This window comes from Bifidobacterium sp. LH_424 (assembly GCF_056356895.1).
On sequence record NZ_JBKEVC010000001.1, the window covers coordinates 347,753 to 370,853 of the forward strand.

Genomic DNA, 23,101 nt, shown 5'->3' on the forward strand with positions numbered 1-23,101 from the left:
GACATGGCCGCCACGACCGCCGGACATCGCACGCCCGCATCCGCCGGGCCGATCGGCATCATCGGGCTCGGACTGATCGGCGGCTCGCTCGCCCGCAGGCTCGTCTCCCGCGGCATCGACGTCGTCGCATGGAACCACCGCCCCCACCCGTACGCCGAGGCCGAGAAGGCCGGCATCCGCTGCGCGCCGACGCTTGACGCGCTCGTCGCCGCGCGACCCTCGACGATCATCCTGTGCAACCCGTTGAAGGCGATGCCCGCCATCCTCGCCGTGCTCAAACCTCTGATCGACGGCACTCCCGGCCTCGATGTGACGCTCACCGACGTGGGCAGCGTCAAAGGCATGGTGCGCGACCAGGTGAAGGCCGCCAGGCTCGGCGACCGCTACGTGGGCGCGCATCCGATGGCCGGCAACGAGCTGTCCGGCTGGGCGGCCGCCGACCCGCACCTCTACGACGACGCCCTGTGGGCCATCACCGTCGACGAGACGACCGACTACCGGCGGTTCCTCGATGTCGCCCGACTCATCACCGCCGGCGTCGGCGACCGCGTGATCGTCCTCGACGACGACACGCACGACAAGGCGGCCGCGCTTATCAGCCACATGCCGCACGTCGTCGCCACCGCGATGATCAACACGCTCGTCGCCAGCCCCGACCGCAACATCGCGGCCGCGCTCGCCGCGGGCAGCTGGCGCGACATGACGCGCGTCGCCCTGACCGACCCGGACCGCACGCGCGCCATGGTCGAGGAGGACGCCGAGAACGTCGAACGGCTGCTGCGCGACGTGGCCTCCCGGCTGCTCAAGGTCGCGAACCTGCTGCACGGCGAACAGGACGCCCGCGACATCGCCGTCGGCGCGCAGGCGCAGACCGACATGCTCGGCTTCTTCGCCGAAGGACAGCCGTTCCGCGACTACAAGGCCGCCCAGCGCGCCATCGCCGCGCGGAAGGCGGGGGAGCGGGGTGCGGAAACGGAATCGTCGCAGGCCGATGCGGCCGCACGCGGGAATCCGTACAGGACGGTCGAGCTGCGCATCGACCCGTCCGGCGACTGGCGCGGCGCGCTGCTCGAATCCGCCCGTCGCGGCGAACACATCATCGCCTTCGACGGCCCCGATGCCGCCCGCGCCGAGATCCGCTCCGCCGTGTGATCGGAGTTTCCCTACGGCCTCGTCCGCGGCCGCTCCGGCACCGGTTTCAGCGTGGCGATCGTGTCCGCGTCGATCGTCACGTGCTGCTGCGGGCGCGAGCCGTTCGCGGCCGCGTCGCGCGACAGTTCGAGCGTGCGCCCGTCCCAGCCGAGCACGTGGCCCACGTAGTCGCGGAATTTGGTGCGTCCGTCGGCCGGGTCCACGCCCTCGATGACGCGCACGACGACGCGTGCGCCCGACGGTATCTGCCTCGGCAATGCCATGATTCGTCCTTTCCCCGAAATGATCCGTTGTATGGTCCGTTCCGGACGTCGATGTCCGGTATCTGCCACTGTACTCCCCGATTCCTCCGTTCAGTCCGTCGCCACGGCGTCGAGCACCGGTACCTTCAGCGCGCGTCGCGCCGGCGGCAATGCGGCCACGACGCCCACGAGGATCGACGCGGCGAGGAACACGCCCAACTGCCCCCACGGGACCGAGAGCCGTTCCAACCCGTTCGACGCGTACACCTCGCGGATCACCGCGCCCGCCACGACGCCCGTCACGACGCCGAGCAGCGTGCCGAGCACGGCGATCAGCGACGCTTCGATCGCGAGCATGCCGCGCACCTGCCCGCGCGACGTGCCGATCGCGCGCAGCAGGCCGATCTCGCGCGTGCGTTCCGACACGCTCAGGGCGAGCGTGTTCACGATGCCGAACACGGCGATGACGATCGACAGGGCGAGCAGCGCGTACAGGATGATGAGGATCTGGTCGACCATCGTCGACATCGTCGACTTGAACTCGTCGCGGTCCTGCACGGTGATGACGTAGAACGGTTTGACCGCCTTGACGAGGCGCTTCTTCACCGCGGCCGTGTCCGCGTGCGGAGCCGCGTTGATGAACAGCATGATCGTGAACATCGTGTTCTCGTTGTTGATCTGCTCCGCGCGCTCGTCATTCATCAGCACCATCGACCGGTAGACGGAGTTCTCGATGACCGCGCCGACCTTCATCTTCACATGCGTGGTCTCGGTGGTCGTGCGCACCAGCGTCGACGGGTCGACCGGCTGCGCCTGCCCGGCCATGAGCTTCGCCTGATAGTCGGCCTGCGCCTTCGCGGTCGCCTCCTCGTCGACGACGACGCGCCGGCCGTTGACCTGCACCGTGTCGCCGACCTTCCAGCCGTTGTCCTGCGCGACGGACAGCCCCACGACGAGTTCGCCGGACCTGAGCGCCCTGTCCGCGTCGCCGGAGTTCGCGACGGGCGCGAACACCTTCGAGAACAGGGACGGCTGTTCGGCGAACGTCATCGCCTGCGCCGCGTCGTCGCCGGAACCGTAGGTGACGCCCATGAGCATGCGGCTCTGCGACACGGAGGCGACGCCCTTGGTCTTCCTGATCGCCGTGACCGCCTCGTCGGGGATGCGACCGGAGGACGCGCTCATCGCGGTGAAATCGGATTTGAGCCCCGTGTCGACGATGCCGGCGACCGATGCCTTCGCCGACGAGGCGACCACGCCGAGGCAGCTGACGATCGCGACGCCGACGAACAGGGCGGCCGCCGTGTTCGCCGTGCGCCGTTTCTGCCGCGTCAGATTGCGCGCGGCGAGACGTCCCGTCACCGGGAACACATGCGCGGGGACCCAGCCGAGCACGACGCCGGCCGGGCCGACCAGCGCCGGCGCGAGCACGATCACGCCGACGACGATGAGCGCCGCGCCCGCGCCGAGCGGCCATCCGACGCCCAACCGCGACGCCAGATCGTTGAGGAACGCGACCGGCGTCGGCTTTCCTCCGTCGCCCGCCGAGGCGATGCGGTGGCAGAAGACCCAGCACAGGGCGCCGAACGCGATCATCGCTGTTCCCGCGACGCCGCGCGGCATGATCGGCTTCTCCGGGTTCACGGTCTCGTTCATCGCCTGGATGGGCGGCGCGGTCGCCGCCCTGCGCGCCGGCAGCGCCGCGCCGACCAGCGTGACCGCGAGGCCGACGACGAGGCCGACGAGCATGTCCGTCGGGCCCGGATCGGCGGCGCCGGTCATCGGTGTGCCCGCCTGCGCGAGTCCGAACACGATGAGGCGCACCATGCCCCAGCCGAGCGCGATGCCCGCGCCCGAACCGATCAGGCCGAGCAGTAGCGCCTGCACGATCACCGTGGAGAACACCTGCGCGGGGGAGGCGCCCACCGAACGCAGCAGCGCGTAGCCGCGCATCGATTCGCGCACGATCATCGAGAACGTGTTCGCGATGATGAACGAGCCGACGAACAGGGCGATGACGCCGAAGATGAGAATCAGCGGCTGGATGAAGCCCAACTGGTCCTTGATGGACCGCGAGTATTCGTCGCGCAGTTGGTCGCCGGTGATCGCCGTGGCCTTCGCGTCCTCCGGCAGCGCGCCGTCGACGCGCTCGGCGAGCTCCCGCTGCTGCGCGCCGTCGAGCGCCGCGCCGCCGTTGGCCGAACCGTACACGCCGATGTACTGGGTGACGCCGATCTCGCCGGTCTGCTCCTGCTGAAGGTCGCGCGCGACCGAAGGGGCGAGGCCGATGATGATCGCGCCCGCCTGCGAGACGTCGGTGTCGAAGACGCCGACCACCTTCACGTCCTCCGGTCCGGACGGGTAGACGAGCTTCGTCGTGTCGCCCACCGCGAGCCCCGCGGTCTCGGCGGCGAACGCGTGCAGGGCGATTTCGTGACGGTCCTTCGCCCAGCGTCCCTTGGTCAGATGCGCGGACCGCCATGTGCCCTGTTCCAGGCCGATGCCCATCGTCGGCGACCCCATCGTGGAGACCGCGTTGCCGTCCTTGGCGACGAGCACGAGCGAACCGGACACGGAGTACGTGACGCCCGCTGACTCGACGCCTTTCACCTTGGCGATGTCGTCGGCGAGCGACGCATCGATGTCGTTGTACGTCTTGAGCGACGAGGACGAGTCCGAGCCCGTCCCCGCCGTCGCGGCGTCGTCCTTCTTCTCCTTGACGCCGCGCACGTACACGTCGGCGTCGGTGTTCGAGCCGAGCATCTGGTCGACCTGGTCGTTCATCATCGCGCGGAACGCGAACGAGCCGACCACGAACGAGACGCCCAACGCGATCGCGATGATCGACATGACGAACCGCGGCAGATGCGCCCGCGCGTCACGCAGCCCGATACGGATCATGCGGCCTCCTCGTCCCCCTCCGGTCCCCGCGCCTCGTCGCCTTCGGTGGCGAACTGCGCGAGGATCTCCTCGTACGTCGGGTGCCTGAGGTCGCGGGTGATGCGCCCGTCGGCGAGCACGAGCACGCGGTCCGCGTAGGAGGCGGCGCGCGGATCGTGCGTCACCATGACGATCGTCTGCCCGTACTCGCGCACTGAATCCTTGAGGAATCCGAGCACCTCGCGACTGGAGCGCGAGTCGAGGTTGCCGGTCGGCTCGTCCGCGAAGATCACGGAGGGGCGCGCCATGATCGCACGCGCGCAGGCGACGCGCTGCTGTTGGCCGCCGGACAGCTGGCTCGGCCGGTGCTTCAGGCGCGGGCGCAGGCCCACCACGTCGACGACCTTGTCGAACCATGCGCGGTCGATGGGCCGTTTCGCGATCTGCAGCGGCAGGAGGATGTTCTCCTCCGCGGTGAGCGTGGGCACCAGGTTGAACGATTGGAAGATGAAGCCGATCTGGTCGCGCCTGAGTCTCGTCAACTGGCGCTGGCTCATCGACGAGACCTCGAGGCCTTCGACCAGCACGCGGCCCGAGGTGGGCGTGTCGAGGCCGGCCATCATGTGCATGAGCGTGGACTTGCCCGAGCCGGACGGTCCCATGATCGCGGTCATCTCGCCGCGCGTGAACGCGACGTCCACATGGTCGAGGGCGGTGACGCGCGCGTCCGCGTCGCCGTATGTCTTCGTCAGGTCGATGGCCCGCGCCACGACCTCCCCGTCGTCGCGTCGTCCGACGTCGTTCCGATTCCCGTTCCGTCGTGCCGCATGTCGTGCCATCGCCGCCCCATTTCCCACTATCGCGAACGGTTATAGTCTATCGGAGAACGGCATGGAGGAAAGGATCGGCATGCGCTTCGACGACCGGTTGCGGGAGTTCCTCGCGTATCTCGGGGCGAACCGCGGGCTGAGCGCGAACACGCTCAAGGCGTACGGGACGGATGTGGGGGAGTGCCTGCATCTCCTGGAGCTGCGCGGCGTCGAGGATCTGAACGAGGTGACGCCCGACGACCTGCGCGCGTGGATGGCGCATGAGTCGCGCTCGCACGCGCGCTCCAGCATGGCGCGCAAGACCGTCGCCGTACGCCGGTTCTTCGCGTGGGCGCACGGGCATGACGTGACCGCGACCGATCCGGCCGCCATGCTGATGACGCCGAAGATCCCCGGCACCCTGCCCGCCGTGCTCACCGAAGCGCAGGCGTCCCGGCTCATGGGCGAGGTCGAGGAACGGGCGCACGGCGTGCCCCGCGGCGCAGGAGACGACGGCGGCGACGGGCGTGCGGCGGCCGGCGGCGTGACGCGGGACGGCGGCGCCGCCGATGACGGAGTCCTTGGCGAGGCGATGCGTCTGCGCGACGCGGCGATCCTCGAACTGTTGTACGCGACCGGCATCCGCGTGGCCGAACTCGTCGGACTCGACCTGACGGACGTGGATTTCGCGAACCGCACCGTCAGGGTCACCGGCAAGGGGAACAAGCAGCGGGTCGTACCGTTCGGACTGCCCGCGTCACGCGCGCTGGAATGGTGGATCGGACGCGGCCGGCCGCCCGTCCTTGCGGCGGCCGCGTCACGCGACGCGCATGGCGCGCGCAGCGACGGACGGCGTTCCGTTCGCGACGGGCGAACGGAACCGGTACGTCGCGACGCCGGGCGGGACGCGCGTGCGGACGCCGCGGCCGCGCTGTTCCTCGGCGCGCGCGGCGGGCGGCTCGACCAGCGCATCGCCCGCCGCATCGTGCACGAGGCGTCGCGTCGCGCCGGCGTGCCCGACATCTCGCCGCACGCGTTGCGCCACTCGGCCGCCACGCACCTGCTCGACGGGGGAGCGGACCTGCGCGAGGTGCAGGAGATGCTCGGCCATTCCTCGCTCAAGACGACGCAGCGCTACACGCACGTCTCGATCGAACAGCTGAAGTCGCGCTACACGCAGGCGTTCCCGCGCGCGTGAGCCGGGAGCGGCGCGGGCGCGGCCGACGATGTCCGGAATGTGGAACGGCGGCGACGATGACGTGATTCCCGGAGAACCGGGACGGAACTGGCAGGAAACGCCAAGGTCTTTCACCGAATATTCGCAATTCGGTAACACAACGTTTCCGTTCTGCGGCACAATGGGACGCGATCAGCAAGGGGGTTGGCTGGCCGTGAGGCCACCGGCCCCCTTCGCGTGACAGGGCGCGGAACCCCCGCGCCCGGATGAAACAGGAGAATCCATATGAAGAAGAAAGCCTTCGCGATCGCCGCGGCCGTGTGCGCCGTCGCGACCATGCTGGGCGGCTGCGGCTCTTCGAACAACGCCGGCAGCAGCACCGCTTCGAACAACATCATCACCTCGTACGCCTCCGAGCCGCAGAACCCGCTGATCCCGGGCAACACCAACGAGACCGGCGGCGGCAAGCCGGGCGACCTGCTGTTCGCCCGCCTCGTCTCCTTCGACGCCAAGGGCAACGCCTCCAACGAAGTGGCCGAGTCCATCACCCCGAACGACGACGCCACCCAGTACACGATCAAGCTCAAGGACGGCTGGAAGTTCACCGACGGCACCCCGGTGACCGCCGAGTCCTTCACCAAGTCCTGGAGCTACACCGCCAACGCGAAGAACGCGCAGAAGTGCTCCTCCTTCTTCTCCACCATCAAGGGCTTCAACGAGCTGCAGGACGCCAAGAACCTGAAGGGCGACGAGCAGCTCTCCGGCCTCAAGGTCGTCGACGACCACACCTTCACCGTCGACATGTCCCAGCCGGACGCCACCTTCCCGATCAAGGTCGGCTACCTGGCGTTCGCCCCGCTGCCGGAATCCTTCTACAAGGATCCGAAGGCCTTCGGCGAGGCCCCGGTCGGCAACGGCCCGTACAAGTTCTCCAAGTGGGATCACAACAAGGAGATCGACCTCGTCAAGAACCCCGACTACAAGGGCAATGACGTGGCCAAGAACGACGGCGTGACCTTCAAGATCTACACCGACGACAAGGCCGCCTACGCCGACATCCAGGCTGGCAACCTCGACGTGATGGAGTCCGTCCCGGCCTCCGCCACCAAGACCTTCCAGAAGGATCCGAAGGTCCAGGCCTACAACAAGGCCGGCTCCGTCTCCCAGACCTTCACCATCCCGTCCAACCTCGAGCACTTCCAGACCAACACCGAGGAGGGCCAGCTCCGTCGCCAGGCCATCTCCATGGCCATCAACCGCAAGCAGCTGACCGAGAAGGTCCTCGGCGGCGTCGCCACCCCGGCCAAGGACTTCACCTCCCCGCTCACCCCGGGCTACTCCAGCAGCCTCAAGGGCGAGAGCAACCTCGAGTTCAACCCGACCAAGGCCAAGGAGCTGTGGGCCAAGGCCGACGCCATCTCCAAGTACGACGGCCAGCTGACCTTCGCCTACAACGCCGACGGCGGCGCCAAGCCGATCTACGACGCCATCGTCAACCAGCTGAAGAACAACCTGGGCATCGACGCGGCCACCAACCCGATGCCGACCTTCCAGGAGTTCCGTGACGCGGTCACCAACCGCCAGATCAAGGGCGCCTTCCGCACCGGCTGGCAGCCGGACTACCCGTCCGCCGAGAACTACCTGTTCCAGCTGTACGCCTCCGCCGCCGCGGACGGCAACGGCTCCAACGACGGCGACTACAAGAACGCCGAGTTCGACAAGCTGATGGACGAGGCCTACGCCGCCAAGACCACCGACGCCGCCAACAAGATCTACCAGCAGTCGCAGGAGATCCTCCTCAACGACCTGCCGGCCATCCCGCTGTACTACTCCAACGCCGCCGGCGTCGCGAGCACCAGCGTCAAGGGCTTCGAGATGAACTGGCAGAACCTGCCGGTCTACGAGGAGCTGACCAAGTGAGCCTGACGCTCGCCTGATCCGATTCCTCTCTCGAATCGAGACCACAAGGGGACGGAACCCATCCGGGTTCCGTCCCCTTCGTCGTATCCCGTCCACCTGTGATTCATCATTGTGAAACATTCGTGTCGGCGCATAGGGTAAACTAACGGGGTACTGAGCGACCGGCCAGGGCGGCTTCGACGCGCCCGAAAGGCGCATCCGAACGGCGTCACGCACCGGTCCGTGAAACAAGGAGAAACCGATGGGCAAATATCTTCTGCGCCGTATCCTGCAGATGATCCCCGTGGTTCTCGGTGCGACGCTTCTGGTCTATGCGCTCGTCTTCGCGCTGCCGGGTGATCCGGTCAAGGCGATGTTCGGCGACAAGCCCGTCAACGAAGCGGTCGCCGCCCAGATCCGCGCCGAATACAACCTCGACAAGCCATTCATCATCCAGTACCTGCTGTTCCTCAAGAACGCGTTCACGCTGGACTTCGGCAACACGTTCGCCGGGCAGCCGGTCATCGACGAGATCGGACGCGCGTTCCCCGTCACCATCAAGCTGGCGGTCATGGCGTTCGTCTTCGAAGCGGTCTTCGGCGTGGTGTTCGGCATCATCTCCGGCCTGAAGAAGGGCAAGTGGTACGACTCGGTCATCCTGATCGTCTCCCTGCTGCTCATCTCCGTGCCGACGTTCGTCACCGGCTTCGCCGGCCAGTACTTCCTCGGCGTGCAGTGGAGCCTCATCCCCGTCACGGCCAGTGCCAACCCGACGTTCACCGAGCTGCTCTTCCCGGCGATGGTGCTGGGATCGGTCTCGATGGCGTACATCATCCGACTCACCCGTTCCGAGGTCTCGTCGAACATCGCCCTCGACTATGTGCGCACCGCGCGCGCCAAGGGCATGTCGAACAAGTCGGTGATGGTCCGCCACGTGCTGCGCAACTCGCTCATCCCCGTCGTCACCTACCTCGGCCAGGATCTCGGCGCGCTCATGGGCGGCGCCATGATCACCGAGCAGATCTTCAACATCCACGGCGTCGGCTTCCTCACCTACCAGAGCATCCTCAAGGGCGAAGGCAACCTCGTCGTCTCCATTGTCACGCTGCTGCTGCTCGTGTTCGTGATCTGCAACCTGATCGTCGACCTGCTGTACGCGGCGCTCGACCCGCGCATCCGCTACGAGTGACGAGGGAGGAAAGGACATCATGACCGACGAAACCAAACCCGCCGTCTACGAGACGCTGCCCGGCCAGGAGCGCTACGTCGCCCCGCTCGACGAGACCCCGCTGCAGGCCGTCGACAAGGTCGACGAATCCGCCCCCGCCACGAGCATGTGGGCCGACGCGTGGCGCACGCTGCGCAAGAACCCGCTGTTCATCATCTCCGGCGTGCTCATCGTGTGCATCGTCTTCGTGGCGCTGTTCCCCGGCGTCATCACGAAGATCGACCCGAACTACTGCAACCTCGACAACTCGCTCGAGCCCGCCGAGGCCGGCCACCCGTTCGGCTACGACTTCCAGGGCTGCGACGTGTTCGCACGCACCGTCTACGGCACCCGCACCTCGCTGTCCGTGGGCCTGCTGACCACGATCATCGTCGTGGCCATCGGCACGCTCATCGGCGCGGTCGCCGGCTTCTGCGGCGGCTGGGTCGATGCGCTGCTGAGCCGCATCATCGACATCTTCTACTCGATCCCGTTCCTGCTGGGCGCCATCGTCGTCCTGCAGATGTTCCGCACCTCCACCTCCATCTGGAAGGTCGTGCTCGTGCTCGCCCTGTTCGGCTGGGTGTCCACCGCGCGTATCGCCCGCGGCTCGGTGATGGAGGCGAAGAACCTCGAGTTCAACACCGCGTCCACCGCGCTCGGCTCCACGCCGATGAGGAACCTGTTCCACCACATCATCCCGAACGCGCTCGCCCCGATCATCGTCATCGGCACCACGTCCCTCGGCTCCTACATCGTGTCCGAGGCGACGCTGAGCTTCCTCGGCGTGGGCCTGCCGACCACGACCGTCAGCTGGGGCGGCGACATCTCGCAGGCGCAGGTCAACCTGATGACCAACCCGATGGTCCTGTTCTACCCGTCCGTGGCGCTGGCCATCACCGTGCTGAGCTTCATCATGATGGGCGACGCCGTCAAGGACGCCCTCGATCCGAAGAGCCGCACGGCCTGAGTGTGAGGTAGGAAGACAAATGGAAAACACGAACGATGCCAAGATCGTCGAGATGCAGAAGGCCCACGGCCCGCTGCTCGAGGTGAAGAACCTCGCCATCGACTTCACCACCGACGACAAGCGCGCCGTGCACGCCGTGCGCAACGCGTCCTTCTCCGTCTACCCTGGCCAGTGGGTGGCCATCGTCGGCGAATCCGGCTCCGGCAAGTCCACGTCCGCCATGGCCGTGCTCGGCCTGCTGCCCGGCACCGGCCACGTGGTCGGCGGCTCCATCAAGCTCGACGGCCAGGAGCTCACGGGCCTGAAGCCGAAGGACTTCGACAAGCTGCGCGGCGACAAGATGGGCCTCGTCCCGCAGGACCCGATGAGCAACCTCAATCCGGTGTACCGCATCGGCACGCAGGTCAAGGAGGCGCTCACCGCCAACAACATGGACGTGGCGCACGAGAAGCGCTCCGCCCTCGCCAAGGCCCTGGCCGGCGAGGAGGCGGACGTCGAGCTCAAGGGCAACGACGACGAGACGTTCGTCGGATCCGCCGAGCTGCCCGCCCTGCTCGACGCCGCCAAGGCCGCGCTGGCCGAGGCCGGCGTCGGCGAGGAGGCGGCCGCCAAGTCCATGGACTACTTCAAGGGCGAGTGGGTGCCCGGCTCCGAGACCCGTTGGCGCGTCGCCGACGACCTCATCAAGGCCGGCGTCGCCGACGACAAGGCATGGGCGATCGCCAAGGCCCACGTCACCGGCTCCACCGTGGACGACCGCATCGCGGGGCTCCTTTCCGAGGCGGGCCTGCCCGACGCGGCCACCCGCGCCCGCCAGTACCCGCACGAGTTCTCCGGCGGCATGCGCCAGCGCGCGCTCATCGCCATCGGCCTCGCCTGCCGCCCCGACCTGCTCATCGCCGACGAGCCGACCTCCGCGCTCGACGTGACCGTGCAGAAGAAGATTCTCGACCATCTGCACATGCTCACCGACTCGCTCGGAACCGCCGTGCTGTTCATCACCCACGATCTGGGCCTCGCCGCCGAGCGCGCCCAGCACATCGTCGTGATGTACAAGGGCCAGGTCGTCGAATCCGGTCCGTCGCTCGAAGTGCTCCAGCACCCGCAGCACCCGTACACGAAGCGTCTGGTCGCGGCCGCCCCGTCGCTCGCCTCCCAGCGCATCATCTCCGCGCACGAGCGCGGCGAGGACGCGGACGCGCTGCTCGAGCACCACATCGTCGGCGAAGACAAGCTCGAGAAGAGCGAGGACGTCATCGTCGTCGACCATCTGACCAAGGAGTTCAAGCTTCCGCGCAAGAAGGAGATGTTCAAGGCCGTCGACGACGTGTCCTTCTCCGTCAAGCGCGGCTCCACGCTGGCCATCGTGGGCGAGTCCGGCTCCGGCAAGTCCACCGTGGCGAACATGGTGTTGAAGCTCCTGACGCCCACCTCCGGCAAGGCGCTCTACGAGGGCAAGGACATCGCCTCCCTCACGGGCAAGGAGCTCCTCGAGTTCCGCCGCCACGTGCAGCCGGTGTTCCAGAACCCGTACGGCTCGCTCGACCCGATGTACTCGATCTACCGTTCCATCGAGGAGCCGCTGCGCATCCACGGCATCGGCGACAAGACGAGCCGCGCCAAGCGCGTGCGCGAGCTGCTCGACATGGTCGAACTGCCCGAGTCCGTGATGACCCGCTACCCGAACGAGCTGTCCGGCGGCCAGCGCCAGCGCATCGCCATCGCGCGAGCCATGGCCCTCAACCCGGACGTGATCGTGTGCGACGAGGCTGTCTCCGCCCTCGACGTGCTCGTGCAGGACCAGGTGCTGCACCTGCTCAACGACCTGCAGGCCGAAAAGGGACTGAGCTACCTGTTCATCACCCACGATCTGGCCGTCGTCCGCCAGATCGCCGACGAGGTCGTGGTGATGCAGCATGGCCGTCTGGTCGAGCACGCCACCACCGACGAGGTGTTCAACCACCCGAAGATGCAGTACACCCGCGACCTGCTCGACGCCATCCCCGGCGGCAAGCTCCAGCTCGGCCTCGACTGAGCCTTAGCCCTTTCCCTCGGCCCCCTCTGACGAGGGGGCTCCCGGCGAAGCCGGGTGGGGAAGAGACCCGAAACGCATGACGAAAGGCCCCCTCTCACACGAGTGAGAGGGGGCCTTTCGTCATGCATGCCCGTATAGTGAGCCGCATGATCTCCATCACGACATCGAACATGAACGGCATCCGCGCGGCGAAACGCAAGGGCGTGGAGGAGTGGGCGCGACGCAACACGCCCGACGTGTGGTGCATGCAGGAGGTGCGCGCCCCGCAGGCCGAACTCGACCCGATCCTCGACGGTCTCGCCGCCGACTACGCGGAGGCGGGCCGCGTCGAAGGCCCGGCCGCGCTGCACCGCGTCAACGAGGTGTGCCGCGTCAAGGGCCGCGCCGGCGTCGCCCTGCTCTCCGACCTGGAGGTGACCGCCGTGCGCCACGGACTGCCCGGCCTCGACGAGGACGTCGATTCAGGCCGTTGGATCGAGGCGGACGTCGTCACCCCGCAAGGCTATTCGATCACCGTCGCATGCGTGTACGTGCACGCCGGCAACGCCGACGACGCGACGAAGATGGCGCAGAAGTTCCGCTTCCTCGACACGATGCTCACGCGCATGGGCGAACTGCGTGACGAGGCGGCGAAGGGCGGACGCCAGGCCGTGCTGTGCGGCGACTTCAACATCGCGCACACGCCGCTCGACATCAAGAACGCGAAGGGCAACGTGAAGTACGCGGGCTTCCTGCCCGAGGAGCGCGCCTACGTGGACCGGTGGCTTGACGAGTACGAGTTCGTCGACGTGATGCGCGACCTCGCCGGCGACATCCAGGGACCGTACACGTGGTGGAGCCAGCGCGGCCGCGCCTTCGACAACAACGTCGGCTGGCGTCTCGACTACCAGTTCGCCACGCCGGAGCTCGCCGAGACCGCGCGCGGATTCGTCATCGACAAGGCGCCCGCCTACGATCTGCGCTGGTCCGACCACGCGCCCCTCACCATCCGCTACGACGTGTGACCTACGGGCAGCCGAAGGTGTTAGGCTTAACAGGGTCGCAACCGTAAAGAACGTAGCAACGAAACGAGGAACCATGGGACTGTTCGGATTCGGCAAGAAGAAGGACAAGGCCGCGAAGGCCGCCGTCGAGACCGAGGACGAGGACGCGAAGGCCGCCGCGGCCGCGAACGCCGCCGCCAAGGCCGACAGCGAGACCGCCGAGGAGACGGCCGCCGCGGCCCTGCCGGAGGCGAGCAGCGAATACGCGGGACGCGGCGAGGAGCGCGGCCCGTGGGACGTGGACGACGAGGACGTGCCCGACTACGACGACTACCTCGACCTCGGCGCCTACTACCTGCCGTTCATGCAGCACATCGAGCTGCGCATCAAGGCGAACCGCGCCACCCGCGCCATCCTCGGCTCCACCATCACCTACAAGAACTCCAGCCTGGAGATCGAGGCGTACGCCGCGCCGAAGACCCTCGGCCTGTGGGAGGATTGGCGCGACGACTTCCTCGCCGCCAACAAGAAGGCCTCCGCCGTCGAGGGCGTGTTCGGCACCGAGCTGCGCCTGCCCGTCGAGATCAAGGGCGGCAAGACCCTCACCACGCGCATCGTCGGCGTGGACGGCCCCCGCTGGATGCTGCGCGGCATCTTCTCCGGTGTGGCCGCCACCGACCCGGACGCCGAGGAGACCGAGGCGCTCAACCGCTTCTTCTCCGACATCGTCGTCGAGCGCGGCGAGGAGCCGCTCGCCCCGCGCGACCTCATCCCCATGCACCCGCCGGTCAGCCCGTCCGAGCGCCGGGCCGCGAAGGCCGCCGCCGAAGGCGAGACCGAAGCGCAGGGCAAGGAGCACCTGAAGGACGTCCCCACCCGTCCGGACGGCCCGCTGAGCCAGGACCAGCAGACGGAGGTCAAGACCACGCTCTCGCGCGGCCCGATGTTCTCCGAAGTCCGCTGACGTGGGCGCGAACGTGGCCGATCCGAATCAGAGGAAGCGCACCGGTCTCGGCGCACTCGCCGGGGCCGGCGACCATGCCGGCGACGGCGCGGGGGAGGACTTCTCCGTCATCGAGGCGATCGGCGGCCCGCGCGGCGTCGTCGAATCGATGCTGCCCGGCGTCGTGTTCGTCGTCCTGTTCATCGCGACGAACGATCTAAACCTCACCATCGGCGTGTCCGCCGCGCTGGCCGTCATCCAGGTGCTCGCGCGTCTCATCCAACGCCAATCGGTGATGGGCGCGCTGAGCGGCCTCATCGCCGTGGGCATCTGCCTCGTCTGGGCGTGGAAGAGCCACGAGGCCCGCAACTACTACATGCTGGGCTTCCTCACGAACGGCGTGTACGCGGCGCTGCTCGCCGTCTCGCTCGCCGCGCGGGTGCCCGGTCTCGGCCTCGTCATCGAATTCATCCGCCAGATGCCCACCGAACGGTTCCGCGCATGGTTCCACGACTGGATGGACGACAAGGCGCTGAAACGCGCGTACATGATCATCACCGCCCTGTGGCTGGGCCTGTTCGCCCTGCGCCTCGCCGTGCAGGTGCCGCTCTACGTGACCGATCATGTGGCAGCGCTCGGCGTGACGCGTCTCCTCATGGGCATCCCGTTCTGGGCGCTCGCCATCTGGGTGAGCTACCTCGTCATCGCGACGCCCCTGCACCGCCACAAGGCGGCCGCACGCGCCCGCGAGGCGACCGAATAGACCGAATAGGTATCGAAACCGAAGACACAGCCGAAGAAGACACAACCGAAAAGGAACCCATGGAAGCCGAAGTCCGCATCGAACGCTACGCCGACCAGGGCCGCTGCGTCGCCCACATCGACGGACGCGTCGTGTTCGTCCGTTTCGCCCTGCCCGGCGAGCACGTCCGCATCGCGCTCGACGAGCCGCACGACCGCGACGACCGGTTCTGGGCCGGCGAGGTCGTCGAGGTCATCGAACCGAGCGACGACCGCGTCCCGCCCGCATGGCCGCTCGCCGGCCCGCTCGCCATGGGCGGCGGCGTCGGCGGCGCCGACCTCGTGCACGTCTCCCTGCCCGGCCAGCTCAAGTGGAAGGCGGTCACCGTCTCCGAACAGCTGAGCCGACTCGGCCATATCGACGTGGCCGTGCCCATCGAACGCGCGGACGGCGACGAGGCGCTCGGCGGCTTCCACTGGCGCACGCGCATCGAGATGATCGCCGACGAGGACGGCCGTCCGTCGATGCGCCGTCGCGGCACGCATGTGCGCGTCCCCCTCGACACGATGCCGCTCGCCACGAAGACCCTGCTCGATGTAGCCGCCGGGCAGCACGTGTGGGACGGCGGCTTCGAACCCGGCTCGCAGATCCGACTCGCCGTGCCCGAGCCGCGCGGAGGCGTCGCCATCCGCGACAATCACGCGATCCTCGTCGACGGCGAACTGACCGCCGGCTCGCGCGTGCTCAACGAGCAGGTCACGGTCGCCGGCACCACGTTCACCTACGAGGTCGACGCGAACGGCTTCTGGCAGGTGCATCGCGAGGCGCCCGTCGCGCTCGCGAACCATGTGATCGACCTGGCGCGCCGCGAACTCGACGGTCGCGACGACGCCGTCATCTGGGACCTCTACTCCGGCTCCGGACTGTTCACGCTGCCGCTGGCGACGCTCGTCACCCCGCGCACGCGCATGTTCAGCGTCGAAGGCGGCCGCGACGCGGTCAAAAGCCAGCAGCGCAACCTGCGCCGCATGGATCTCGCGGACGTGGACGCGCGCTGCGGCGACGTCGCCCGCACGCTCGCGCACGTGCCCGCGCATCTCGCGAACCCCGACCTCATCGTGCTCGACCCGCCGCGCGCCGGTGCCCGTGCCAAGGTGTGCCGTCAGATGGCCGAGGCGGGCGCACGCTCCATCATCTACATCGCATGCGATCCGACGTCGCTCGCCCGTGACACGGGCACGCTGCGCGGCCTCGGCTACGAACTCGCCGACGTGCGCGCCTACGACATCTACCCGATGACCCACCACGTCGAAACCGTGGCACTGTTCCGCCGCGGAGGGGACGCCGCGTGACGGGGGGTGCCGCCTTGCGGGGTGCCGCGATCCGGACGGTTCGTGCCATCGCATGCTCGTTGTGTGCTGTGGCGCTGCTGGTGCCGGCCGCGTGCGCGCCGCATGGCACCGCGGTCGGCGACACGCAGGGCCGTACGCCGTCCATCGCGCACGTCGGCACGGTGCGCGACGACGCGGTGATCGGCGTCGTCGGTTCCGCCACGGCCACCGCCGATTCGGTGGTGTTGGATGCGTTCGCCGACGCCGGATTGGAGGCCGTGTACGTGTCGGTGAAGGATTCCGGGGCTTCCGCCGGTTCCTCCGCCGGTTCCGGTTCCGCCACGGCCGCCGCCCGCGCCCAGCAGGGCGTGCGCGACATGGTCTCGCGCGTCGTGAACCTCGTCATCATCGCCGACATCGATGTCACGACCGACTCGTCTGGCTGGGATTCCGCGTTGCAGGACGCCCGCGACGCCGGCATCCCCGTCGCGTTGCTCTCGCCCGTGCATGCGCCCGCCGACGAGCGTCTCTACGCCGCCACGCTCACCATCAACGACCGCGCCGCCGACGCCATCCCGATCGACGATGCCGCCATGACCATCCTCAACGACGAACCCCACACCCGCCGGATCACCGTCAGCACGGTGAGATAGGGGATGGGGGAGCGCAAGGCTAGGCTGCGCATCACAATTCGTGCTGTCCGCCTGCCATCCCCGTCGGAGCCTGCCATCCCGCGTCGGTTCCGGCCAGCTTTGGCGCGGAACCTACGCCGGGTGCCTTTCATGCGTCGTATCCGTGCCATGCTTGGCGTGGAACCTACGCCGGGCATCCTCCAAGCGTCGTTTCCGCGCCACCCATGGCGCACTCCCGACGCTAAGAGCTCTCCCAGCGTCGTATCCGTGCCAAGTTTGGCAGACCGCCGACGCTCATGCCCCCGTCAGCGTCCGGGTTGTGTCATCCTTGGCGCGCTTCCGACTCCGGAAACCATCTCAGCGTCGCTGCCATGCCAAGCATCGGTACCAAGCGACGCCAATGGCACATCGACGACGCAGACTCACATCGATGTGATGGGTCCGGCGCCTTATGCACATCTCCGTGTTCTTTGGGTGTGCCAGGATGAGGGTGATGACGGTGTGATGTCGGTCGCAAGCCGATGGGAGGAGTGCGTTATGAGTGTCGCCACGAAAATGTTCGATGCGGGTGTCGAGCCCGATGTGGTACGAGCGTATGCCGCGCTCGGCATTGATTTGGATCAGGCCATGACGTTCACCGAATTCGCCGAGACGATCGGAGCCGTCATGCAGGAGGAACTGGAACGCTACGATGACGGCTCCGACGATGAGTCGTACGTGCTGCGAGGAGCCCACATCGGCCACTTCAAGGACGCCGTGAAGAACGGCGTCATGCAACGCATGCTGGAACGACGATAGGATTCCTGCACTAACCCGGCCTGGACCCTCGTCACCATCGCCGCATCGAGCCGAAACCAGTGGAACCGAATCGATTCAACCTTTCCTGGAATTCCCATGCCATGGATGCGTGTGGCCCGCTGTGCATGGAAGAACATGAGTTGAACTGCCCGAATAGTCTGATATGGAACTCAGGAACGTCCATAGAAGTCCTCGGTGCTGTACTCCTTCCACTTGAGATACATCTCCCGATAGTTCTTCTTGATGAACTTCTGGATTATGGAGACTTCCTTTGCGGTGAGTCTGCCTTGGCGTTCCAAAGTGGTGTCGCCGTTGGCTTTTACGAAGAACTTCGCTGAACCGGATTCGGTAAGTTTGGTGTCGCTGGCGTGTACATGCATGCATTCGATAACACAGAATGAAGTGAAGTACAGATAGTATCCGGCGACCATGAATTGGAAGTACTTAGGCATGTTCCTCTTCTAGGAATTCCCGGTTGTTCCGGTAATACTCCTGAACGATGCCGACTTCCATATCATCCATACTGGTCTCCAGCACGGTGCCGTCGCGATCGAGTACGGTGGCCGAGTCGGGGCTATTGAGGTTCAGTACTCTGACGTGGCCGTTTTCGGCGTTGGTGAATGCGTAGCCATTGACGATCATTCCCGCAGTGCTGGCGATTGCCGCGATATCAGGCATGGGATATCCTCACTTTCTTGATCGGCTTGAGAAAACGGGCGGCGTCGATGTAAAGATTCGTAAGGATAGGCCCCAAATCGATGTATTCTTCCTCGGGCAGGGCGTTGTGCTTGTATTTCGCTTCTACGACCAGATATCCGTCATCATCCCATTGTTTGATATCCGTGTATCGTTCCAGTGAGTAGGGGGCCCGGAAGCGTATGCGGTGACCGCCATATTCGAACACGGTGAAGCCGTTCTCCGTACTGAGATACGCCGTATCGTTTCCCGGTTCCAGATTGCATGCAGGTGGTGCGCACATGGTCGATTTCCTCCTTCCGGTACCTGCCGCGAAAGCGGTTCCGTGTCGTTTTCGATTATAGGCGGCGTAGGCTTGTGCCGTTTTCTGCCTGGGACGTGAAGGGAGCTGCCACGGAAAAGCGTGCGCGTGGAACGCGTTGAGCGGAGGTCCATCAACCTCGAATCGGCCCACGGCCAAAGAGCCGCCATCGAGCAGAGGCCAGTCGAACGAGCCGTGGGTGCCGCGCGTCCACAGAATCCTTTCCGATTCCATACGCCCATTATTGCGTGAGCCCGAAGGGGCCCTCAACACTACCGGTGCATTGTGATAGCATGCAAATATACATGGTTTCAAACATGGAGGTTTGATATGGCTATGCTGACCGTCCCCGTGGATACCTTGGTTCCCATCAGCCGCTTTGGCCGTGGCACCGCAAGCGCCGAGTTCGCGAAGGTCGCGGACAACACGCCCGTCACCGTGCTCCGCAACAACGAGCCTGTGTATTTCATCATCAACGAGCATGACTACCGTCATTTCCGGGAATTGGAGGAGGAGGTCAAGGCGCTGCGCAACGCGGAAGCTCGACGCCAGGCGACCAGTGGCGAATACACCCACTCATTCAAGTCCGTCGATGATATGGATGACTATTTCGATGCACTCTGAACCACTGGTTGCTGAAAACAATAGATTCTATTGACAATAAACAGCATTGGCAATGTCTTGGCTACGCTCGGATTGCCTAATCGTTTTTTACATCTTCGTCAAATTGTCATATATAAGACTTCAAAGGTGATAAAGTAATCTACAGTTTTGTCAAGATAATTCTATATGACGGCATTGGAGTATGCAAACGTCTCTGTATTATTTTTTTGATAACAGGTTGTTTAAGGCAAAGTTTGCGTAGGGCAAATTTTGAATTTTATCAAATAAAGGATTTTGCATAATGAGCAGGTAGATAAACATGGCAGTGAAACAGTAATTGGCTAATTAAATGTTAAAGAAAAATGGGGAAGTGGCAATGGCTGAGTTAACACAAAAGCAAGAACATATTATCTGGAGCGTGCCAAATGATCTAGGTGAGGTAATGCGATATGACGGCTTAATTAATGTATCACAGATGCATATTACTGGTAAGATTAACAGCCTTTCCAAGGCTTTTGATGAATTTTATGGTCCAACCAAAAGGAAACTTGTTATTGGGAAGTTTGACGATGGACGCATAGTTTTAATTCCTGATGCTATAATTAATTTTGGTTATATAGAATCAAGAATAGGGTTTATATCGAATCAGCCAGTAGATGATGAAGTATCTCCGCATGATAAATGTGTAGTAAAGAAGACGGCCGTATGTATATCTGGAATGAGATTAATTGTTGATTTGACACAAATGGATGATTTTGAAAAGTCTGAATCGTCTTGGTGGAACAGTGTAGACAGAGATTATTCTTCATTTTATCGGGAGTGGAGAAAATACTCCACGGGTATGGAATTGATCATTGTCGAAAATATGTCACGTGATTCTGTGCTCAAGGATATTGACATACAATTTGATAATCCTAATGGGATTGGCTATGAGCGGCTTATGTGCTCGTGGATTGCCCCACTGCAATCATTTGTATCAGTTTTGACGCAACGTTTTGAGAGTATCCTTCGCGTATATGCATTGGTCTCGATAGGAGGCATAGATTTTCCATGTACGGTGCATGGGGAATCTATCGTTAATACAGATGAGGAATCACAGATTCCGGTTTTGCCGGTAACGCATCTTTCGCCAGCGCAGTTTGTTGAGAAGTATTTCGTGTGGAAGCGGAAGATTGTAGAGCTCTTGCCTCCATATGGTCAACTAATGCTATCGGGCGAGTCTCTTTCCCGAATGCGATTTCTTCTTTTGGTGGAAAGCCTTGAGGTATATTATGATATTATAAATAAAGAGAAAATAGATGAAAAAAGCAATGATTATAAAGAAAGGCGTAAAAAGGCTCTTGAATACTTAAAAGAGCTTAAAAACAATGTTGATGGTATGGAGGCCCGTTCCAATCTTAAGTTCATAAGGAAACACCTATTTCCAGATATTCACATTCCGCTTTATCAGAAGCTAAATTCTGTATTTCAGTCAATTCCTATTGATGCTATCAATTCTATGATGAAATTTGACGCTGTAAAAGCATATGCAAATGAAGAAATATCAAATGACTGTGTATGTTATGTTTCTAACGTTCTAAGCCGTATGCGTAATTCATTAAGTCACGGTAATGATGAACGTTATGTGCACGATTTTCCTATGCTTGTCAATAGTTTGGAAGGTATTGTGCAGTATCTTATACTTTGCGAAGTTGGATTCGATTCAGATGAAGTCAAACAGGTACTTCATTTTCCCGGATTTCGTGTGCCAAGTTTATAATGTCCGAATATAGTATATTGCTTCTTATGTCGCCCATGTGCAGTTGCATGGGCGACATATTATTCTTGGTCGTGGCTCGAATGTCGTTGAACTTGCCACTTATCGATCAGAAATCGAAATTATCCGGGTCGGCGCCGTTGCGGCGGCCGGTCTCCAGGGCGCCGACGGCGGCCATGTCGGCGGCGGTCAGGTTGAAGTCGAACACGTCGAAGTTCTGGCGGATGCGTTCGGCGTGCGTGGACTTCGGCAGGACGACCACGCCGCGCTGGATGTGCCAGCGGATGACGACCTGCGCCGGCGACTTGCCGTACTTCGCGCCGATTTCGGCCAGACGCTGGTCGGCGAGCAGCGTGCCGCCGGTGCCGCCGAGCGGGCTCCACGCCTCGACGGCGATGCCGAGGCCGTGCGCGAAGTCGACGAGCTCCTGGTTCGCGAACTGCGGCGACGATTCGATCTGGTCGGCCGCGGGCGTCACGTCGCTATCCTTCAACAGCTCCTCGAGATGATGGCGCTGGAAGTTGCTCACGCCGATCGCCTTCGCGCGTCCGGAGGCGTAGATCTCCTGCATGTCGCTCCACGCCTGTCGCCAGCCGTCGGCCGGCCAGTGGATGAGATACAGGTCGACGTAGTCGACGCCGAGACGGTCGAGGCTCTCCTGGAACGCGTCCTTCGCGCGGTGCGCGCGGATGTCGTCGTTCCACAGCTTCGTCGTGAGGAAGATGTCCCCGCGCGGCACACCGGAACGGCGGATGCCCTCGCCCACGGACTCCTCGTTGCCGTAGATCCTCGCCGTGTCGATGTGACGGTAGCCGGCCTCGAGCGCCGCGGTGACCGCGTTCACCGTCGTGTCGCCGTCCGGCGTCTGGAACACGCCCAATCCCACCTGCGGGATGACCGTGCCGTTGTTCAATGTGATCGTCGACTGGATAGCCATGACGCTCCCTTCTCGCGCAATGATGCTGACGTCATCATTGTAATTATGGAATACGTTCATGGGATGCGAATGCCATGGCCGCGATGATAACGTGTCATCGGATTTAACTAGAGCCGCGCGGTTCCACGGCCGCCATTCCTGTAGTACGTTGTCCGTAACGCCCGAGCGGATCTTGGGGAAGACCTGCTCCTTGCGATTGGGGGAACCGTCCACGAAGCCGGCATGTCATGGCCGGTGAAGCGTGGTGTTCGGATATCGGGGCGTCGGCTTACCGAAAACGGAATCAAGGAGGGGAAATGACGGCAGCGAGTCTGGATTTGGCGCAGTTGCGCAGGCTGCAGTTGGAACAGGAGCGCAGGACCCAGATACCCTGGGCCATACTTGTGGTCGCAGTGGCCATCGTGGCGGGGGCGTTCTTCCATTCGTACAGTCCGAAGGTGGCCACGTTCTGGCTGTTCGGTCTCGCGTTCGGCTATGTCGTGCAGCGTTCCAGGTTCTGCTTCGCGGCGGCTTCCAGAGACCCGTTCCTGACCGGCAGCACATCCTTGTTGCGTGGTGTGCTGATTGCGTTCGCGGTGGCTACCATCGGGGTCGGCGCCATCAAATACGGCGCGTATGTGGCGGATCCGAACGCAGAGATCGTCTCCTCCGGCGTGAACGCCCTGAACCTGTCGTTGCCTTTGGGCGCGCTGCTGTTCGGCATCGGCATGGTGATCGCGGGAGGCTGCGCCTCCGGCACATTGATGAGAATCGGAGAGGGCAACACTCTGCAGTTGGTCGTTCTTGTGTTCTTCGTGATCGGCTCGGCGTGGGGCGCCCATGATTCCGGAGCGTTCTGGTACAAACTCACACCCAACGCACCGAAGGTGTTCCTGCCCGATGTGTTCGGTTGGTTCGGCGCCATTGCCTTGCAGCTGCTGTTGATCGCACTGTTGTGGGTCGCCGCGCTCAAATGGCAGGAGAAGAAATCCGAGGCGGCCATCGCCGCGGCGAAGGGGGAGAAGTGAT

22 protein-coding genes are annotated in these 23,101 nt (G+C 64.1%); 15 read left to right on the forward strand and 7 right to left on the reverse strand.

The window, feature by feature from the left end:
* The first annotated feature begins 3 nt into the window (after positions 1 to 3).
* Entirely contained in the window at positions 4 to 1,152 is a 1,149-nt protein-coding gene (locus tag AC1AYP_RS01305; protein ID WP_476546729.1) for a prephenate dehydrogenase, read from the forward strand.
* 11 nt (positions 1,153 to 1,163) lie between these two features.
* Here AC1AYP_RS01305 and AC1AYP_RS01310 read toward each other — a convergent pair whose 3' ends face one another.
* From AC1AYP_RS01310 to AC1AYP_RS01320, 3 genes are all read right to left on the reverse strand, one after another.
* A complete protein-coding gene (locus AC1AYP_RS01310; RefSeq protein ID WP_476501909.1) occupies positions 1,164 to 1,415 on the reverse strand; it encodes a DUF6725 family protein in 252 nt (83 codons plus the stop codon).
* 90 nt (positions 1,416 to 1,505) lie between these two features.
* Positions 1,506 to 4,295, reverse strand: coding sequence for an ABC transporter permease (locus AC1AYP_RS01315; RefSeq protein WP_476546541.1), 2,790 nt, complete (start codon positions 4,293 to 4,295; stop codon positions 1,506 to 1,508).
* Entirely contained in the window at positions 4,292 to 5,113 is an 822-nt protein-coding gene (locus tag AC1AYP_RS01320; RefSeq protein ID WP_476546542.1) for an ABC transporter ATP-binding protein, read from the reverse strand. The genes AC1AYP_RS01315 and AC1AYP_RS01320 overlap by 4 nt, the downstream gene beginning before the upstream one ends.
* Positions 5,114 to 5,183: 70 nt before the next feature.
* On the opposite strand from AC1AYP_RS01320, the gene AC1AYP_RS01325 reads away from it, so the two are divergent.
* The 11 genes from AC1AYP_RS01325 (at position 5,184) to AC1AYP_RS01375 (ending at position 17,800) form a co-directional block, all read left to right on the forward strand.
* Complete coding sequence (locus AC1AYP_RS01325; RefSeq protein ID WP_476546730.1) at positions 5,184 to 6,281, forward strand: tyrosine recombinase XerC; 1,098 nt, start codon at positions 5,184 to 5,186, stop codon at positions 6,279 to 6,281.
* Between the two features lie 264 nt (positions 6,282 to 6,545).
* The gene (locus tag AC1AYP_RS01330; RefSeq protein ID WP_476546543.1) at positions 6,546 to 8,180 is read left to right on the forward strand and encodes a peptide ABC transporter substrate-binding protein; all 1,635 of its coding nucleotides are present in this window, start codon (positions 6,546 to 6,548) and stop codon (positions 8,178 to 8,180) included.
* Positions 8,181 to 8,421: 241 nt separating this feature from the next.
* Complete coding sequence (locus tag AC1AYP_RS01335; RefSeq protein ID WP_476501904.1) at positions 8,422 to 9,348, forward strand: ABC transporter permease; 927 nt, start codon at positions 8,422 to 8,424, stop codon at positions 9,346 to 9,348.
* A 19-nt stretch (positions 9,349 to 9,367) separates the two neighbouring features.
* Positions 9,368 to 10,336: an ABC transporter permease gene (locus AC1AYP_RS01340; protein ID WP_476531812.1), complete on the forward strand. Its 969-nt coding sequence runs from the start codon at positions 9,368 to 9,370 to the stop codon at positions 10,334 to 10,336.
* A 19-nt stretch (positions 10,337 to 10,355) separates the two neighbouring features.
* Complete coding sequence (locus tag AC1AYP_RS01345) at positions 10,356 to 12,371, forward strand: dipeptide ABC transporter ATP-binding protein (RefSeq protein ID WP_476531814.1); 2,016 nt, start codon at positions 10,356 to 10,358, stop codon at positions 12,369 to 12,371.
* Positions 12,372 to 12,517: 146 nt separating this feature from the next.
* Positions 12,518 to 13,375 carry an exodeoxyribonuclease III gene (locus AC1AYP_RS01350; protein WP_476546544.1) on the forward strand — a complete coding sequence of 286 codons (858 nt, stop codon included), beginning with the start codon at positions 12,518 to 12,520 and terminating at the stop codon, positions 13,373 to 13,375.
* A gap of 73 nt (positions 13,376 to 13,448) precedes the next feature.
* On the forward strand, positions 13,449 to 14,318 hold the full coding sequence (locus AC1AYP_RS01355; protein ID WP_476531816.1) for a DUF3710 domain-containing protein: 870 nt from the start codon (positions 13,449 to 13,451) through the stop codon (positions 14,316 to 14,318).
* A 13-nt stretch (positions 14,319 to 14,331) separates the two neighbouring features.
* The gene (locus AC1AYP_RS01360; protein WP_476546545.1) at positions 14,332 to 15,060 is read left to right on the forward strand and encodes a DUF3159 domain-containing protein; all 729 of its coding nucleotides are present in this window, start codon (positions 14,332 to 14,334) and stop codon (positions 15,058 to 15,060) included.
* Between the two features lie 59 nt (positions 15,061 to 15,119).
* Positions 15,120 to 16,391: a class I SAM-dependent RNA methyltransferase gene (locus tag AC1AYP_RS01365; RefSeq protein ID WP_476546546.1), complete on the forward strand. Its 1,272-nt coding sequence runs from the start codon at positions 15,120 to 15,122 to the stop codon at positions 16,389 to 16,391.
* A gap of 68 nt (positions 16,392 to 16,459) precedes the next feature.
* Positions 16,460 to 17,023 carry a hypothetical protein gene (locus AC1AYP_RS01370; protein WP_476546547.1) on the forward strand — a complete coding sequence of 188 codons (564 nt, stop codon included), beginning with the start codon at positions 16,460 to 16,462 and terminating at the stop codon, positions 17,021 to 17,023.
* Between the two features lie 606 nt (positions 17,024 to 17,629).
* On the forward strand, positions 17,630 to 17,800 hold the full coding sequence (locus AC1AYP_RS01375; protein WP_476546548.1) for a hypothetical protein: 171 nt from the start codon (positions 17,630 to 17,632) through the stop codon (positions 17,798 to 17,800).
* 170 nt (positions 17,801 to 17,970) lie between these two features.
* On the opposite strand, the gene AC1AYP_RS01380 is transcribed toward AC1AYP_RS01375, so the two are convergent.
* The 3 genes from AC1AYP_RS01380 to AC1AYP_RS01390 are packed head-to-tail and all read right to left on the reverse strand — an operon-like array spanning position 17,971 to position 19,031.
* Positions 17,971 to 18,252, reverse strand: coding sequence for a DUF4160 domain-containing protein (locus tag AC1AYP_RS01380; RefSeq protein ID WP_476531825.1), 282 nt, complete (start codon positions 18,250 to 18,252; stop codon positions 17,971 to 17,973).
* Entirely contained in the window at positions 18,245 to 18,478 is a 234-nt protein-coding gene (locus tag AC1AYP_RS01385) for a DUF7723 family protein (RefSeq protein ID WP_476546549.1), read from the reverse strand. The genes AC1AYP_RS01380 and AC1AYP_RS01385 overlap by 8 nt, the downstream gene beginning before the upstream one ends.
* Entirely contained in the window at positions 18,471 to 19,031 is a 561-nt protein-coding gene (locus AC1AYP_RS01390; RefSeq protein WP_476546550.1) for a DUF7724 family protein, read from the reverse strand. The genes AC1AYP_RS01385 and AC1AYP_RS01390 overlap by 8 nt, the downstream gene beginning before the upstream one ends.
* A 96-nt stretch (positions 19,032 to 19,127) precedes the next feature.
* Between AC1AYP_RS01390 and AC1AYP_RS01395 the strand changes: the two genes are divergently transcribed.
* Both AC1AYP_RS01395 and AC1AYP_RS01400 read left to right on the forward strand, forming a co-directional pair.
* Entirely contained in the window at positions 19,128 to 19,421 is a 294-nt protein-coding gene (locus AC1AYP_RS01395; protein ID WP_476546551.1) for a prevent-host-death family protein, read from the forward strand.
* A gap of 355 nt (positions 19,422 to 19,776) precedes the next feature.
* Positions 19,777 to 21,159, forward strand: a complete 1,383-nt coding sequence (locus AC1AYP_RS01400; protein ID WP_476546552.1) for a HEPN domain-containing protein — start codon at positions 19,777 to 19,779, stop codon at positions 21,157 to 21,159.
* A 106-nt stretch (positions 21,160 to 21,265) separates the two neighbouring features.
* Here AC1AYP_RS01400 and AC1AYP_RS01405 read toward each other — a convergent pair whose 3' ends face one another.
* Entirely contained in the window at positions 21,266 to 22,093 is an 828-nt protein-coding gene (locus AC1AYP_RS01405) for an aldo/keto reductase (RefSeq protein WP_476546553.1), read from the reverse strand.
* Positions 22,094 to 22,389: 296 nt separating this feature from the next.
* Here AC1AYP_RS01405 and AC1AYP_RS01410 point away from each other — a divergent pair, with 296 nt between their 5' ends.
* A complete protein-coding gene (locus tag AC1AYP_RS01410) occupies positions 22,390 to 23,100 on the forward strand; it encodes a YeeE/YedE thiosulfate transporter family protein (RefSeq protein ID WP_476546554.1) in 711 nt (236 codons plus the stop codon).
* The last annotated feature ends 1 nt before the right edge of the window (position 23,101 follow it).